Annotated in this window: 6 protein-coding genes; all 6 read left to right on the top strand. The window is 67.6% G+C overall.

Annotated elements, in window-relative coordinates:
* The first annotated feature begins 120 nt into the window (after positions 1–120).
* The 6 genes from SGFS_RS08955 to SGFS_RS08930 all read left to right on the top strand — a co-directional run bounded on the left by SGFS_RS08955 (position 121) and on the right by SGFS_RS08930 (position 17564).
* Positions 121–5643 (top strand): DUF1998 domain-containing protein, encoded by a 5523-nt coding sequence (locus tag SGFS_RS08955; protein WP_434028190.1) that lies wholly within the window; start codon positions 121–123, stop codon positions 5641–5643.
* Entirely contained in the window at positions 5640–7952 is a 2313-nt protein-coding gene (locus SGFS_RS08950) for a UvrD-helicase domain-containing protein (protein WP_286249232.1), read from the top strand. The genes SGFS_RS08955 and SGFS_RS08950 overlap by 4 nt, the downstream gene beginning before the upstream one ends.
* A 99-nt stretch (positions 7953–8051) precedes the next feature.
* Positions 8052–8897: a DUF429 domain-containing protein gene (locus tag SGFS_RS08945; RefSeq protein ID WP_286249231.1), complete on the top strand. Its 846-nt coding sequence runs from the start codon at positions 8052–8054 to the stop codon at positions 8895–8897.
* 227 nt (positions 8898–9124) lie between these two features.
* Complete coding sequence (locus SGFS_RS08940; protein WP_286249230.1) at positions 9125–11158, top strand: hypothetical protein; 2034 nt, start codon at positions 9125–9127, stop codon at positions 11156–11158.
* Entirely contained in the window at positions 11155–12123 is a 969-nt protein-coding gene (locus tag SGFS_RS08935; RefSeq protein WP_286249229.1) for a hypothetical protein, read from the top strand. Before SGFS_RS08940 ends, SGFS_RS08935 begins: the two co-directional genes overlap by 4 nt.
* A complete protein-coding gene (locus SGFS_RS08930; RefSeq protein ID WP_286249227.1) occupies positions 12123–17564 on the top strand; it encodes a DEAD/DEAH box helicase in 5442 nt (1813 codons plus the stop codon). Before SGFS_RS08935 ends, SGFS_RS08930 begins: the two co-directional genes overlap by 1 nt.
* Positions 17565–17670 lie beyond the last annotated feature (106 nt).

The raw sequence follows: 17670 nt of genomic DNA, 5'->3' as shown, positions 1-17670 counted from the left end.
GGAAGCCGGATCATCGACCCGGTCGCCCTTGGCGCCGCGCTCAAGCGCAACCGGCTCACCTACGCTGTCCTGAACGCCTTCGACGGCACGGTGCGCACCTACGATGAGGTGCTTGACGTGATGCGCCGCAGTGGGGCGAAGAGCTGGGACGAGGCGATCACGACGCGGCCCCAGATCGCTGCGCTGGCACTCGCCCGCTTCGTCGCGCTGCTGTCCGTGGCGCGTGACCCTGACGCGCCGGCCGCGATCAGCCGCCCCTTCGTCCAGGTCGAGGTGCACCAGTGGGCGCGGTCCGTCACCCGCATGCTGCGGGGCGTACTGCCGTGGCCGAAGGCCGAGTTCGCGTGGGACACGGCCGGGGCGCAGAGCCAGTCGCGTACGACGCCGGAAACCACCACATCCCGCGACACCAAGATCTTTCTGCCCGCGGTGTACTGCCGCGAGTGCGGGCGTTCCGGCTGGTCGGTCCTCGCCCCCGAGTCGGACTTTGAGGAGCTGAACTTCGAGGCTCACAAGATCCGCCGGGCCACCGTCACCGCCGAGAAGGCCAAGGTGCGCACCCTGGTGGCGGCTACCGACAACGAGGCCCGAGAGGGCAACGGCCGTACCGCCATGGACCCGGCGGCGCAGAGGTCGCTGACCACCGGCGGCGCGGGCGTGCTCATGGTGCTCGACGGCCTGTCCCAGCGCCTGCGGCTGCCCGACCCCCAGGGCGACTACGACGACGAGGGCAACCCGGCGCCCGCCGGCCCCGACTCCGCCTTCGTCCTGGTCCAGCTCGGCGACACCGCGGAGCGCGCCGCCAAGGACGACTGGTGCCCCGCCTGCGGCACGCACAACGCGATCCGCTTCGTCGGTACGGGCGCTGCCGCTCTCGCCGCCGCCTCCGTCACCCAGCTGTTCACCGGCGGGGAGATGGACAAGAAGCAGCGTGAGACGAAGACGCTGATGTTCAACGACTCGGTGCAGGACGCCGCGCACCGGGCCGGTTTCGTCGCCTCCCGCTCGTACACCTTCTCCTTGCGGGCCTTGTTCACCAAGCACCTGAGCGAGCAGCGGCCGAGCGCGCTCAACGACCTTGTCGCCGACGTCGTAGCGGCTACCACCGACCGTGAGACACTCGCCGCCGTCGTCCCGCCGGACCTTCACGACGACACGGGCGTAGCGCGCCTGCTGTCCGGCCAAGGGCGCGGCGGGGACAAGAAAACCTGGGACCTGATCGGTGAACGATTCGCGTTCGAAGCCGTCATGGAGTTCGGCCACCGCTCCCGCAACGGCCGTACCCTCGAACTGACCCGTACCTCAGCCGCCTGGGTGGACATCCCCGATGAGCAGGCGGCCGTAGCGCTCGTGCGAGCCGCTCATGAGGAGGCAGCCCACCGTGGGTTGACACTTACCGAACACGACGATGCCCGCTATCTGGCCTTTCTGCGTGGCCTGTTGGAGCGACTGCGTACGCGTGGGGCGGTCGGGCACCGGTGGCTGGAGAAGTTCCTCGACGAGGCGGGCACCAGCCGCTACTTCATCTGGGGAGGGCGCCCGCGCGGTATGAAGGCCTTCCCCAAGGGGGTGTCCGCGCCGAGATTCCTGCTCGCGCGGCCCAAGCCGAGCAGCGAGTTCGACTTCGCCGCCGGACGTCTGTCCTGGTACCAGACCTGGGCCCAGCGCTGCCTCGACATGACCCGCGAACAGGCCGACGAGTTCTGGGTACGACTGCTGCCCCGGCTCACCGACGCCGGGCTGCTTGCAGCACGTACCCCGAGCGATACGGCCGCCCGTCTGTACGGCCTCCAGCCAGGGGCCATCCGGTTGCAGTTGCTGACCGACGCCCAGGTCAACGAGGCCTATGTGCGCTGCCCGAAGTGCTTCTGGGAGCAGACCGTCCACCCCTCGCTGCTGGACCAGTACCACGGGCAGCCCTGCCAGGCGTATCGCTGCACGACGGGGCGGCTGGTCGCCGGCGACCGGTGGCTGGAGACCGTGGACCGGCACGACCGGGACCGCGACTACCGTGACGACTACTACCGCAGCCTGTACCGGCGAGCGGGTACTTACCAGGTCATCACCGCCGAGCACACCGGTCTGCTTTCCCGAGGCAAGCGCGAACGTCTCGAGGACGCCTTCCGTAACGGCGAAGGATTCAACGACCCCAACGTGCTGTCCTGCACACCCACCCTGGAGATGGGCATCGACATCGGTGACCTGTCCGCCGTCGTCCTCGGAGCCCTGCCGCGCCGTCCGGCCAACTATGCCCAGCAGGCGGGTCGGGCGGGACGCCGTACTGGCAACGCCTTCCTGCTGACCATTCCCGACCGCAAGCGCCGCGACCTGTACTTCCTCGACCGGCCGCGGGACATGATCGACGGACGGATCGTGCCGCCGGGCTCGTATTTGTCGGCTATCGAGATCCTGCGCCGTCAGTACACCGCCCACCTCCTCGATCTCGCGGCGCGCGGCCGGCTGCTGCGCGAGGACGGCAGGCCGCTGGCCGCGCTGTCGCGCCGAGTCGACGAGCTCTTCGGCCCCTCCGGCTATCTCGCCGATTGCACCGACGCCGCCCTCGCCAACGGCGAGGAACTCGTTGCTGGCTTCCTCGCCCTGTTCCCGACCGGCGTGAGCGACACCGCCAAGGCGGAGCTGGAGAAGTACGCGGTCCGCGGCATCCGCAGCGCGATCGAGAAGGCCGAACGGGAGTGGGAGCGCGAGAACCAGAAGCTGCGCACCCGCATCCGTACGATCCGCTCCGCGATCGACGAGCTCAAAGACGGCGACGACGAACAGGCGAGCACAAAGGCGGAGTTGGAGGCCGAGCTCGGAGCCATCTCCAAGCAGGGCGCCACACGGCAGCGTCAGCCCGCCCAGACCGTGCTGTGCGACCTTGGCCTGCTGCCCAACTACGCCCTCATCGACGCCACGACCACCCTCGACGCCACCGTCTTCTGGCCCGAGGGCACCACACCCGAGGGCCGTCCCCGCTACAAGTCGAAGTCGTTCTCCTACGGGCGTCCGCGTGGCTTCGCCCTGTCCGAACTCGCCCCCGGGAACACGTTCTACGCAGAGGGCTACAAGCACCGGATCACCGGTATCGACATCGTCACCGGCCGGGACCAGGACTGGCGCCACTGGCGCTTCTGCCCCTCGTGCGGCTACGTCCGCACCGAGAACGCCGAAAACGACATCACGCCCTGCCCGCGCTGCGGGGAGGCGGGCATCGCCGACTCCGGCAGCTTGTGGCAGATCGTTCAGCCCAGCGTCGTGACGGCCCGCGACAAGCGGGAGGACGCCAGGATCGGCGACGAGAGCGACGACCGCGACCGCCGCTTCTACACCCTCGTCGACATGGTCGACATCGCCCCCAAGGACTTCGCGGTGGGCAAGTCCTGGCGGCACACCAAAGAGGTCTTCGGCGTCGACTACACCCGCCGTGCCGTCATCCGCCGTATCAACGCCGGACCGCTAAGCATCGGTGCCCAGGAGAACGAGCAGCTCGCCGGGAAGCCGGTGCGCATTGCCCCCTTCCATGTGTGCACTGCCTGCGGAGCCGCGAGCGCCGACGGCCGACCGGTCTTCGACGACGACCGGGACGCCGTCGACAACTCCGCCAACCGCCAGCGTGAACTCAAGCACCACACTCCCTGGTGCCCGCTGCGGCGCGGCAAGAAGGGCGTACCCCAGGAACCGGTCCTGCTCGCCCACGAGCTGGAGACCGAGGCCCTGCGCATCCTGCTGCCGGCCGCGACGGTCCTCGTCGAGGAGAAGGTCCACTCCTTCCAGGCGGCCCTGCGCCTGGGCGTGGACGGCGCCTTCGGCGGCGACCCGCAGCACCTCGCCACCACGCTCGCTACCATGCCGGACCGCGACACCGCGGAGACACGGCACTTCCTGGTCCTGTACGACCGTCTCCCGCACGGCACCGGCTACCTTGATCGGCTCACCGATCCCGCCGCCTTCCGTCAGGTGCTGGAGGGCGCCCGCCGGTTGCTCGTGGAGTGCCCCTGCAACGAGGAGGGCGGGCCGGCCTGCCACCGCTGTTTGTACCTCTACGCCGACGAGCAGTACATCGAGCGCGTCTCCCGTCAGGCTGCCTTGGAGATCCTCGACGAACTCCTGGGCACGGACACCGACGCCTGGGACACCAAGAAGGTCGGGAACACCGATCAGATCGGTCTGGACGGGCAGGTCGAGTCCGATCTGGAGGCACGCTTCCTCAAGGCCCTGCGTGGGTGGGCCGGACAGCGCGGCGACGCCGTGCTGGAGGAGAGCGGCGACAACAGCGCCTATCTGCGTCTGGACGAGATCGGCACCGTGCACGGCTGGCGTCTGACAGCGCAACGAAACGAGGGTTACACCCGTACCGACTTCACCTTCGAACGCGTCGACGGCCCCAAGCAGAAGATCACCGTCTACCTCGACGGACACCGCTTTCACGCCTCTCGCCGGAACAACCGGCTTGCTCGTGACGCCGACAAACGCAACCGGCTCCGGGCCGAGGGGAGAATCGTCTTCCAGCTCACTTGGCACGACCTCGACGCCTTCGAGCGGCAGACGAACACTGCGGAGTCCGGCGCGGGGCGCGAAGCGGCTGAGCCGGTATGGCCGCCGTACCCGCGCAGTGCCCAGGACCTCGCCAAGCAGCTCTACGCCGACCGTGGCGGCGACGACCTCGCGGCCACCGCCTTCACCGACCCGATGACCATGCTCCTCGCCTACCTGCGCAGCCCGGACCACGCGGCCTGGGGCAAGCGGGCATCAGCCATGGTCGGCGGGCTCCTCGGGACCGGCCAGGAGATCCTCGTCGGCAACGGCACGCCCGACCAGACGCGTCAGACGCTCAGCGGTCTCCTCGACGCCTGGGGCCGCACCGACGGCATCGACCCGGCGCCCGTGCAGGGCACTGGCACGCTCAACCTGTTCCAGACCAGCGACCAGTCGGGTCTCCCCGTCGCCTTCCTCGTCGATGCAGCCACCGGCCACTGGTCAGCACTGGCCTGCCTTGACGACACCGCACACGACCAGCTCGGCACGCCCGAACACAAGGCGCGCTGGCGCTCCTGGCTCCAGTGGTCCAACATCTTGCAGTTCCTCGCCCACGACGGCGGCGACGGCATTCAACTCACCACAGCCACCGCAGCCAGCTTCGACATCTCGGTCCTCAAGGCCTTCGGCGGCGTCGGTGAACTTGAATCCCTCGTTGTGCGCTACGGCACGGGAACACCCGCACCGCAGCCCGTACCCGCGGAAGCCTCCAACGAGACTCCTCTCGAAGCAGCGGTGCGGGATCTGCTGTGGGACCGGGAGATCCTCGAATACCTCGACGAGGACGATCCCGACTCCCCCCTCACCCGCCTAGCCCACGTGTTGGCCGACGGCGGCAAGAAGGCCCCCGCTTACGGCTACGAGCTCGGCGAACGAGGCTGGCTCGCCGACTTCGTCTGGGACCACGGCACTCCGCGGATCGCCGTCATGGCTGAGCCGTACGACCAGGAGGACAAGGAGAGCGACAAGACCTGGAGCGCCTACCGTGACGCCGGGTTCACCATCCGCTCGGCCGACGACTGGCTAGCCGATCTTGATGCTCTGCTCGGCATGCTCCCCGACGCCACTGCCCGTCCCGACTCCGAAGAACAGAGTGCCGCACGATGACCGCACGCCTGAGCCTCTACCAGAAGGCCGAGAACGAGCTCTACAAGATGGACTCGTCGGTCAAGACGAAGTTCTACGACTTCTGCCACCAGTTCCGTATCGACCCCGATCACCCCAGCCTCGACCTCAAGCCTCTCAAGGGCGACGGCCGGATCTTCCGCGCCAAGATCGACCGTTCGTACCGGGCGTTGCTGGCCCGGGCCGGGGTCGGCGCCGATGGCGTCCCACAGTGGCTGATCGTCGCCGTCCGCCACCGCAAGGACGTCTACGAAGAACTCACTGTCGCCATCAACCGGATCACCGGCGAGATCGAGTTCGTCGACCTTGGCGTCGTCGGTCAGAGCGTCCTCCAGCGCGCGGGACTTCAACTCACGCCGGCCCAGGACGAGCACACTGCACCGGCCGAGCCCACGCCCGCCCCCGTCGTGACACCACAACCGGCCGCCCCCGCCGAACCGCTCCTCATCGGCTGCGCCCCCGAGGACCTGCGCCGGCTCGGTGTCGCCGACGCCCTCATCGGCCCGGCCCTCGCCGTCACGACCGACGAGGAATTCGACCAACTCATCGCCGGCGCCCCGCGCCTGACCGCTGAGGTCCTCACGGGCCTCGGCTCCGGCATGTCCGTCGACGAAGTCGAACGCGAGATCACCCAGCCCGCCTCCACTGAGCTCGAACCGGGCTTCGAGAACGACATGGCGGCGGCCCTCACCCGTACTGCGGTCACCACGGTCGACGACGACATCCGCAACGTCCTGGCCGAGGGCGACTTCCGAGCCTGGAAGGTCTACCTCCACCCAACCCAACGCAAGATCGTCGAACGGAACTACAGCGGCCCCGGCCGGGTCAGCGGCGGCCCCGGCACCGGCAAGACCATCGTCGCCCTGCACCGGGTCGCCCGCCTTGCCGCAGCCCTGCCGCCCGGCCACGGCAAGCCGATCCTGCTGACCACGTACACCAAGAACCTTACCGCCGACCTGCGCTCCCGCCTCACCTCGCTCATGGACCCGGCGCTGCTCGGCCGCGTCGACATCAAGCACATCGACCAGCTCGCCCAGAGCGTCCTCAACGAGAACACCGCGCCCGGCGCACAGCGCAGCCTGATCACCGACGACCGGGCCCTGGACGTGCTGCGCGAGGTCCTCTTCGAACACGACGAGCAGCGCTGGGACGCCGAATTCCTCTTCGACGAATGGGAGCAGATCGTCCTGGGCCAGTCCCTCGGCACCCGCCAGGACTACTTCAAGGCCCGTCGCGCCGGCATGGGCCGCGCCCTCAACCGCCCCGAACGCGCAGTCGTCTGGAAACTGCTCGAACAGTTCGCCCTGCGCCTCAACGGCATGGGCCGGGAGACCTGGGCCCAGGCCGCCGAGCGCGCGGCGCGGTACGAGATGGAACGCGCCCGCAAGATCCAGACGCGGGCCGAGCGCAAGGCCGACATCGGCGGCGGCGACCTGGCCCACCTCGACGACAACAGCTCCGCGATGCGCTACCTGCGTCACCGCTACCGTCACATCGTCGTCGACGAGGCCCAGGACCTCAGCCCCGCCCACTGGAAAATGCTGCGCGCCATGGTCGCCTCCGGCCCTGGCGACCTGTTCATCGCCAGCGACACCCACCAGCGGATCTACGACCGGCAAGTCACCCTTTCCACCGTCGGCATCAACATCCGCGGTGGCCGCTCCTCGAAACTGACGCTGAGCTACCGCACCACCCAGGAGATCCTCGACCAGGCCGCCAAGGTCGTCCGCGGGGGCACCTACGACGACCTCGATGACGGCACGGACACCCTCGACGGCTACCATTCCCTGCTGCACGGCCCTGCCCCCGAGTACGTCGCCTGCGCAGACTGGACCGACGAGATCACTCAGCTAGCCGCAGCCCTCAAGCAGTGGCGCGCGGACATCACCCAGCCCACCGAGGACGGCACCGTACGCGACCCCAGCGGCACCATGGCCGTCTGCGTCGCCGACGGCGATATGGCCGGCCGCGTCGCAGCCGATTTGGAGACGAAGCATGGCATCACCACTGCGACCCTCACCAAGGAGGGGCCGCAAGGTGGCGGCGAGGTCCACATCGGAACGATGCACCGATTCAAGGGACTTGAGTACCAGAAGCTCGCGGTGATCGGCGCGAGCGACGGCATCCTCCCGCGCACTGCTGTCGTCGAGAAATACGAGGCGACTGACCCCAAACGGTACGAACGCGAACTCAAGAAGAGCCGCAACCAACTCTTCGTCGCCACCACCCGAGCCCGCGATGCGCTGCGCATCTCCTGGCACGGCAGGCCTAGTCCGTTCCTGCCGTTGTAGGCCGAGTCGGACTCTGTGCCGCTGCGACCACCGCCATGGGGCAGCGCCACTGTGACTGATCCGTGCACAACCCGGACAGGACACGGAGGGGAGTTCCAAATGCAGGCGAAGCCCGTGATAGCGCAGGCTGACGATGTAGTGGAGGACGGCGCCATGGTGACGGTGGGCGTTGATCTGGCCGGGCGCACCGGAACCACAGGCGTGTGCCGCATGACGTGGGGTCGGCGACCTACGGCTGAACTGCTTCCCGCGAAGCACGACGACGACCTGTTGGCAGCGATGCGGTCTGCGGACATGACGGGGCTGGACTCGCCCCTGGGCTGGCCGGTTGCCTTCACAGCCCTGCTCACTGCGCACCGGACCGGTGTCGAGCTACCTGCGCTCGCTAACCACGCAGCGTGCGCCGACGGTCGCCCCGGACTCGGCAATACCTTCACTCACCGGCTGACCGATGACGTGGCGTGGAAGCGCACTGGGGCGGGCAAGCAGCGTCCGCTGTCGGTGTCGGCCGACAAGCTCGGCATCGTCGCCATGCGCGCGGTCGGCCTGCTGGCTCGGCTGGCCGAGGGCGGTCCGGCGATACCGCGCGGCGGCTCGGGTCCAGTTGTCGAGGTCTACCCGGCGTTCGCGCTGATCCAGTGGGGACTCGCCCCGGAGGGGACCTATAAGGGCAAGGACGCCACGGCTGCGCGGTCCCGGATTCTTGCCGGTCTCGAGGCCGGCCTAGACCTGGACCTGTCCGACCGGGTTCGTGTCCGGTGTGTGGCCAGCGACCACGACCTGGACGCCCTGATCTCGGCGGTCGTCGCACGGGCCGCAGCGTGTGGGATGACCCATTCGCCGACCACTGAGGAGGAGCATGCCATGGCCGCGGTCGAGGGCTGGATGCATCTCCCTCGACGAGACCTTCCGCTCACCGTTGTGCGGGACGGAGTAGGTCTCTGACCCTCCTCGCCAATCCGGCGGGGGAATCTCACATCGTTGGGAAGCGGTGGCTCGACCTGGAAGCCAAGTCGGCTGCCCTGTCATGAAATTCCAGGTTTGATCTGCACAACCATGCGATGTCAGTGATAGTCCTTAACGGGCAGTTATGGCAGCGAGTACCGTGCTGTCACGCGGCTCCAGTGACGTGTGCCACTGGACTGGATCAGACGCAGGAGCCTGGATACCACGTGGACTTCGCAGCATATGAGGCCTGGCAGGAGGCCCTTGAGGAGGCATTTTTCAGTCCGGAATGGGATGGCCACCCGGTCGTGATGTACGTCGATGACGCGGAAGTCGCCTCCCTGCAGAAGCGGTTTGCCCTGGACGTCTCGCTCGTTGATGCGGTGAGTCGGGGAGTGGACCCAGGCGAGTCCCATCCCTATGCCGCTATCGAGAAGTACGAAGAGTCGAAGAGGTCCGCTGACGGCGCCCCCGCTGTTCTCCCCCTGCTTGCCTGCTCAGTGATCGCTGCGACCCGCATGGCGAACGACGGCCAGCGGCGTGCCAACAACTACCACGACCACCTTTCCCAGCTCCTGACTGGCCGGGATGGGGTGCTGACCTCGGCAAAGTACCTGCCGATCGCGTGGATGTGGCAGCGGCTCGCTTCCTGGCAGCTTCAGTGGGGTGCGTACCGAGGGCTGTGCACCATCCCTTCGCCTGAAGACCTCCCCCAGCATCAGGCACGCATCGGCTACGCCCTCTCGCAGGCCGTACTGCGCGGCACAGACCGCATGCTCCTCCCTAAGTTCTTCCACGTCATGAGCCAGCGGAACAGCACGGCCTGGCCCCTGCCCGGCGCTGTCCTCGTTCGGGGGGCCAAGCTCTGGGACCAGGGCGACAAGTTCTCTACCGGATTCCGGCGAGCAATCGACGACCCCGAGATCTGTCCCATCGCCGAGCGGCTCCTTGGGAACCTTGCGAACGTCTGGGACGGGTCGGAGGAATATGTCCAGCCCGGAACGCCCAGGGCGGAGTTGCTCGTGCGCTTCGAAAACCGGCGGCTCGGGTGGCTGGCACGGCTACCGCGGTTCGGCGAACGGGATTACCAGCTCTCTGGCGGAGTGCAGCTGCAGCAGTTGGGCGACACGAGCTATTACTCGGTCGGCGGGCTGAAGCTGCCCGAGGACCGCTCTCTTCGTGCAGGTTTCCAACTCATAGGCGAGGGGATCGTCGTCAGCCGTCCGGCGTCGTCGCTGGTCGTATTCCGACAGGACGACTCCCTCGACTGCCGGACGAGTGTCGACCGGTTCGTCCCCGGCGAGGAGCACATGATCATTGCGGCTCCGGAGGCGGCAGCCGATGTCGAGGCCGTACTCGACCGTGCTGCCTCCCCGGGACGGCGGAAGGAGGCTGGGCGGCTCTCGTGGATGCCGGAGGGATGGACCTTGTACAACGGGGTCGTCTTCGACGACCCCGTGACCCTCAAGCAAACCATCCGCAGCGTGCAAGGCGCCGTGCTCGCAGTGCAGCCGGCCCCGCAGTACAAGATGTACCTGCAGGGCGGGCTCCGGATCGCCCCCGACCTCGACCAGCGCCTGTACCTCGTCGGGGGCGAGCCGAACCTTGTCCTCCCGGACGGCGCTTCCGGAGAGGCCAAACTCGACGGTCAGGCGCAGGACCCACCCTTCAAGGCCCGAGGAGTCCCGATCCCTCTCTGGATCCGGGAGATGCCCGAGGGAAAGCACCGGATCGAGGCCGAGGAGTCGGTGGTCGAGTTCACCACCGCAGAGGACGCCCCGAGCCTCGCCACGCCGGACACCGTCGTCGGATTCCCCCTCGCCCGAGGTAAGGGCGCGGCCTACCCTGCTGCGCAGCGAGCGGGCGCGCCGGTAGTCACTGGTGCGCATTTTGGTGAGGCTGGAACGGGCGCCACACCGCGCGTCGTGCTGTGTCGACGCGGCGCGGAGACGACAATCTTCGTTTCCTCGGACGGCCGGGCCTGGGAGGTGGCCGTACCGGACTCGCCGTCCTGGTGGTCCCGCCTTCCTGTGAAACCGTCGGACTACCGCTTCGAGGTGGAGCTGCGCGGAATTGATGGCTGGATCTTGCAGAAGCGGCGCGGCAAGTGGACCGCGGAGGCCGCTTACCCCTCTGAACTGTCCTTCCACCCGACTGCCCGGCACAAGCCGTGGGCCCGCGCTGTCTTGGACGCCGCCGATGCCTGTGCTGACCCGCTCTGGCACTCCTACGTGAGCCTCGCCCAGGAGGTGGGACCGTGACCGGAATCGGGGACCTCCTCCTCCGTTGGACCAGCGAGGTCGGCGGAGGCAAAGTCGCGGACCTGCGCGCCGGGATCCTGAGCACCGCCCGCGGCCGCGGCCTCGCGCTGCGAGGAGGCGCAGAAGGCCGATGGGTACGAGATGTCTCAGCCCTCGGCCACCTCGATGTGGACTGGCGGCGCGGGCAGTGGTCCGCCGCTACCCCCGTACTCACCAGACTGCCCTTTTCCGACGGCCTGGCCCTGATCGCTGGACGCAGAACCGCTGCGTTCGACAGGGCCGTTGATGCGGCGGCCGGGGAATGGGCCGAAATCATCCGGGTCGAGAACGAGACCGCCGACGGGGACATCCCGGTGCCTGACTCGCTGCTCTTCCAGTACGACACCTTCGAAGACCTCCCGGAAGCTGCCGCCATGCTGGAGTGCGCTTTCACCCCGTGCGCCGCCCTCCAAGCATTCTCGCTCCTGCCCGAGCTCTTCGAGGGCCCCCTAGCGGCGCCGCCAGCCCCGGGCAACGCCCACACCGTCGAACGGTACAACCCCGCGCAAAGGCAGTATGAGCCCGCGGAGTCCTACAATCAGGATGGGCTGTACCGCTGGCGCGGGGCCGACTGGTCCCGTCTCGTTCAGGTGCGGCGCGGCGCCGAGTGGCGCAGTACAGAGCATGAGACCGGGGTCTACTTGGAGCTCGCCCGTCTCGGTGCAGGGGCGACGTGGTGGCAGCCGGAACCCGGGAGCGGGCGCAGTAGCGTTGGCCACCTCGCTGTCGCCTGGGGGGCGCCGCTGCCCCCACTCCATGCCCGGGCTGCCGTCCTGTGCACGGGCCTCCAGCCACGCTTTGATCAGCTGGCCGAGACCGTCCAGTACGACAACGTGCCGTACGCGGCGGCTGAGCAATTGGCCCGCTCTCTCCAGCAGACCCTCGAAATCGAACAGCCGAACCTGGCGTCCGAGAAGGTGAAGTGATGACGGACCCGAGCGGGTTGGCGCCGACCCAGATGAGCGCCGATATCCCCGGCATCTTCGATGAGCTGCGGCGTGCCCTGATGCGCTACTACGACACCCCGTTCGGCGTCGACGACGTCTCCATTATGAAGGAGCGTCGCTCGCTCCTGGACACGGACGGCGGCGCCTGGCGCCAGCCGCTGCTGGAGCTCCGGCCGCAATACGCCACGAGCGGTGTCTCCGTTGAGGAATCTTTCCGTGCGGCCTCAGCCCATCCCCAGGCTGCAGCGTTCGCCAAGTTCGCCCTTCCGGACGGGGTGGATAGCCTCTACTGGCACCAGCACGAGGCGCTGCTGGCTGCCTGCGGCGAAGGCCGCGACTTCGTTGTCACGGCGGGAACCGGTGCCGGCAAGACCGAGGCGTTCATACTCCCGGTCATCGCCGATCTCGTTGCCGAGTCCGCGCGCTGGACCGGGGGTGGGAGACCTGCTCCGACCTGGTGGCGGGGGAACGGCGAGTACATGCCGAGTCGAGAGTCTGAAATAGGGCACCGATCTGCGGTGCGCGCGCTCGTTCTCTACCCCACGAACGCACTCGCGGACGACCAGCTGGTCCGCCTGCGCCGGGCCCTCGACAGCGATCCCGCCCGTGCGTGGCTGGACCGGAACCGCGCGGGACACCGCTTCTACTTCGGCCGGTACACCGGGGCCACCCCCGTGCCAGGGAACAGGGACTCTTATCCCGCCCGGAGCCGGCTGCGCACATACATGCAGGCCCTCGACGCGCGTCAGCGGCGGGCCGGGGCAGACGCGCACGAATTCATCCCTCGCATCGGTGGCGCCGAGATGCACGCACGCTGGGACATGCAGGCCGCCGCGCCAGACATCCTGGTCACGAACTACTCGATGCTCAACATCATGCTCCTCCGCCCGCAGGAAGCACCGATCTTCGAGTCCACCAGGCGCTGGCTGCACAGCACTCCCGGTGCCCGTTTCACCCTGGTCCTCGACGAGCTCCACATGTACCGAGGAACTGCGGGCACCGAGGTCGCCTACCTGTTGCGGAACCTGCGCCATCGCCTGGGGCTTGACGACGCGCCGGAGAAGTTCCGCGTCCTAGCTGCGTCCGCGTCGCTGGTGGGAGGGCGCGACGACGACTTCCTCGAGTCGTTCTTCGCACTGCCTCGGGGGCGTCACAAGGTCATCCCCGGCAGCCTTGTCCTGCCCGCTGTCCGGCCTACGGACCTGACCACTCAGGCCCCAGCCCTCGCCCGTGCGGCTGAGTCGGCCCTGTCCGCTGGTGAGGCGGGCGCACTCCTTTCTGAGACTGGAGCTGCCGACGCGCTGGCTCTGGCGCTCGCACCCGACGGCAAGCCACGTGCCGTCGCCATGCCTGAGCTCGCCGCAGCGTTGTTTCCAAGGCTCACTGACGCAGATGCACAAGGGAAGGCCCTCCGCGGGGTCCTCCGGGCACTGGGCATGGCGGACAACCCTGCCCTGCCCAAGCTCAGGGCCCACATGTTCTTCCGCAACATCGATGGCATCTGGGCGTGCTCTGACCCGGAATGCCAGGATGTCCCCGGCGGCAGGGATCCCCGGCGGCGAGTCGGCCGACTGTTCCGTGAACCGGCTTCCCGGTGCACCTGCGGAGCACGAGTGCTTGAGCTCCTGCACTGCCAGAACTGCGGTGACTTGATGCTCGGCGGCTTCACCACCCCCTCGGCCACCGAGAAGAAGAGATTTCGCGGAGCCCTGCACACGGACTTCCCCGACTTCGACCTCCTGCCTGAAGAGATCAGCGGAACTGCGAATGCGGGTAACTACGTGGTCTATTGGCCCCGACAATCCGCACTTGGACTGAACAGCCGTGACTGGACCGCCTCGGAGTCCAACAATGGCCCGGGCGTCACTTTCGAGTTCCGGGAGAGCCGTTACCAACCGGGCACCGGCCGCCTCGCCAACGACAAGGCACACTACACCGGTTGGTCTTTCCACGTGGTCCCCAATATGAAGGACGGGAAGCCTGCTGTCGATCTCAGAGGCCTGAGACCGTTCCCGACCCGGTGTCCGGCCTGCGGTGACGACTGGGAGCTCAAAAGGACGCGGGACGGTAAGTGGATCGGCCTGGAGGACCCAGCCCGGCTCCGCATGGCCCCGGTGCGCCGCATGCGCACCGGTTTCTACAAGATCAACCAGGTGCTCACCACCGAGGTTCTCGGGCACATGCCAGACGGCGGACGAAAGATCATTGCGTTCTCGGATAGCCGCGACGACGCCTCCGAGCTCGCGAGTGGCCTCGCCCTGCGCCACTATCAGGACCTCCTGCGCCTCTTGACAGCTCAGGCGGTGACGGAGCAGGGAGACCCGTACGCCGACCTTCAGCTGGTCAAGGCGTTCTATGCCAGGGACGCGGTGGACCGTGACGAAGTCAAGGAGGCTGTGCGGCGGCTCCGGGGCCGTCACCCCCGGGAGTTCGCCGCACTCAAGGATATCCTGACCGACGACATCGCAGCAGAACCGGAGAAGCAGCCGGAACTCGAAGCAGTCATCGGCAACCTGCCGTCCCTGAAGGATCTTCAGTACGACATGCGAGGGCTCCTCCTCGATCACGGCACTAACCCGGGCGGTCCTGCAGCCTCGCTTCAGGAGCGAGGCGGTATCGCGTGGACGTCGCTGTTCAACTGGGCTGGCGATCGGACGATAAAGGCGGGTCTGACCCCGGAGCAGGATGAATTCCTCGCCCGTATCGAAGAGAACCTGGGTTGGGAGTTCCTCAACGGGCTCTTCTCCAGCGCGGGCCGTGACTTCGAGTCTCTCGGGCTCGGCTGGCTCAGCCTAGTCGGTGATCGTGGGCTGCTTGATCTGCCGACGGGATCCGACGAGGCGCGAGCGCGCTGTAGCCTGCGGATTCTCGGACACATGCGCCGTTTCTCCGGGGTTCGCGCCGCATCGGAGAAGCCGCCGGCCCCATTGTTTCGGTACTGGAAGCACATCGCCGACCGCGACGGTCTGGACGTCGATGTGATCGCAGACCGCGTACTGGCAGCTTGGGGCCCGGCCGTGGTCCAGTACACCATCGACCCGGCCAAGGTCGCGCTTCGTCCCGGCGATGGCCGGGTCTGGTCCTGCCGAAACTGCCGTCGGCCCCACCTCCACCCCGGCACGGGAATCTGCACGAAGTGCCGCACCGAACTCCCTGCGGAACCCGAGCGCTTTACCGGGGTGCTCAACGAGGACTACTACGCGTGGAAGGCCAGGAACCGAACCGGGAACTTCCCCCTGCGTACGGCTGAGCTGACCGGCCAGACCGACCGCCTCGACGCACAGTCGCGGCAGAGCCGCTTCCAGAACGTATTTCTCGGAGAGGATGACATCCGGGAAGCCGACGGCATCGAAGTGCTCTCGGTGACGACAACGATGGAGGCCGGAGTCGACGTCGGCTCCCTCAACACGGTGCTCCTCGCCGATATGCCGCCCACCCGCTTCAACTACCAACAGCGGGTCGGGCGGGCGGGCCGCCGCGACAGCCCGGCAGCCACCGCCCTCACTGTCTGCCGAGGGCGGAGCCACGACGAGCACTACTTCGCCCGCCCCGAGGAGATCACGAACGCTCCTACACCGCCCCCCTATCTTGCCCTGGGCATGCCTTCCATCTTCAAACGCGTGTTCCTCGGCGAAGTCTTGCGCCAGGCATTCGCCGCCCTGACCGCAGGGAGTACCGACGAGGAAGTCGACATGACGCGGAACATCCACGGCCAGTTCGGGCTGTCCGAGGACTGGTCCGCCCACCGTGCAGCGGTCTGCCAGTGGGTCGACACCCACCAGCAGAAAATAGAATCTGCAGCTCTGGCCCTGCAGGCTTCCACTCCCGAACCGGTCGCTTCGATCGACCCCATGACCTGTATCAAGGAGCTCCTGGACCAGGTAGACAAGGCCGCAGAAGGCAAAACCGGTCACCCGGACCTTAGCCAGCGCCTGGCGGAGTCTGGCCTTCTGCCCATGTTCGGCTTCCCCACCCGCGCCCGGCTCCTGTACACCGAGCTTCCCCAGCAGAACTTCCCCTGGCCGCCGCCCGGAGCCATCAACCGCGACCTGGCCGTGGCACTCTCCAGGTTCGCGCCCGGCGCCGAGACGCCGCGGGACGGCCGACTGCAGCAGTCGATTGGAGTCGTCTCCTTCACACCAGGCGGACGCAGTCCGAAGCCCGCTGAGGAGCCCTTCGGCCCGGAGCGCATGGTCGCTATGTGCCGCCGTTGTGCTCACATTGAGCCCCTGAACGAGGACGACGTGCCCACGGTGTGTCCTGCCTGCGGCGCCTCAGGCCGGAGCTACACCGCTTTTCCGTTCCGCGAGCCAGCCGGATTCAGGGCAGGCAAGGCCCGGGACTACGACGGCGTACGAGAGTGGGGCGGAGGCGGCTTGAGCACGCGCACAGCTGCCGACCTCGAGAAAGGCGCACCGCGAGTTGACCGTGACGCCGACGACTGGCTGGTGGTGCATTGCGGAAGCGGTGACCGCTACACGATCAACAACAACGGCGGTCGCATGTTCCGCTTCAAGAAGGCGGGCTCCCCGTGGAAGGGGTACTACGCTGTCGAGAATCCTCGGGCCGTGCCGGACCTCGAGACCGCTCTTGGTGCGACCGAGCACACCGACATGCTCTTCCTTGGTGCACGTGCTCCGCTCGACCCTGCACGCGGCCTGCGTTTCGACATGGCCAAATCAGACCAGCTGTACGGTTTCCCCGACGCCTACCACGGCCGCCGCGCAGCCTGGTACTCCTTGGCTGCCTTGCTCAGGCGGGCCGCCGCCCCCATGCTCGACGTCCAACCAGAGGAATTGCTCAGCGGTATCCACGGCTCGGCATCCTCCGCGGTCTCTCCGGTCCTGGCCTACCTCGCGGACAGCCTGGAGAATGGCGCTGGCTTCAGCACACACCTTGGATCAGCCGACCGGATTGGCGAGTTCCTCGGCGCCGTCGACGCATACCTGCATAGGCTCAGTGGCCAACACGCAGCGAACTGCAGCGGCTCGTGCTACCGCTGCCTCCGCGACTACTCCAACATGCGGCTCCATCCCCTGCTCGACTGGCGGCTCGCCCGCGACCTCGTCGGCACACTCCGAGGCAGAGAGCTGTCCGTCGACATCGCCCATCACGAGCTCCTGCTGCGGCGGTGGACCGAAGACCGGACAGAGATCCTTGTTGAAATCCGGCATACACCCGTAGGGCCCATGGCTCTTCTGGCCGAGTCCGAGGTCTCCGAAGAGCCTGTCGCGATCGTCGTCAAGCACCCGCTCGAGGCTGCCGCCCCTGACTGCATAGCACCTCGCCTGCAGAAATACGCGGACTTCGTTGAAGAGAACGGGTTGGCTGAGACTGTGGCCTTCGTGGATGCCTATTGCCTCGACCGCACCCCGGCCGCCGTTACGAGCGAGCTTGTTGAGTACTCGGAGGACTTGTGACAGGGGCGATGTTCTCCCATCCCACTGGAGCAGATCCAGACCCAGATCCAGATCCGGCCGCTCCGCCGACTCTGGAAGAGCTGCGCGAGCGTGAACGCCGACGCCG

The organism is Streptomyces graminofaciens, from assembly GCF_030294945.1.
Classification (GTDB): Bacteria; Actinomycetota; Actinomycetes; order Streptomycetales; family Streptomycetaceae; genus Streptomyces; species Streptomyces graminofaciens.
This window is presented reverse-complemented; position numbering and strand designations above follow the sequence as displayed.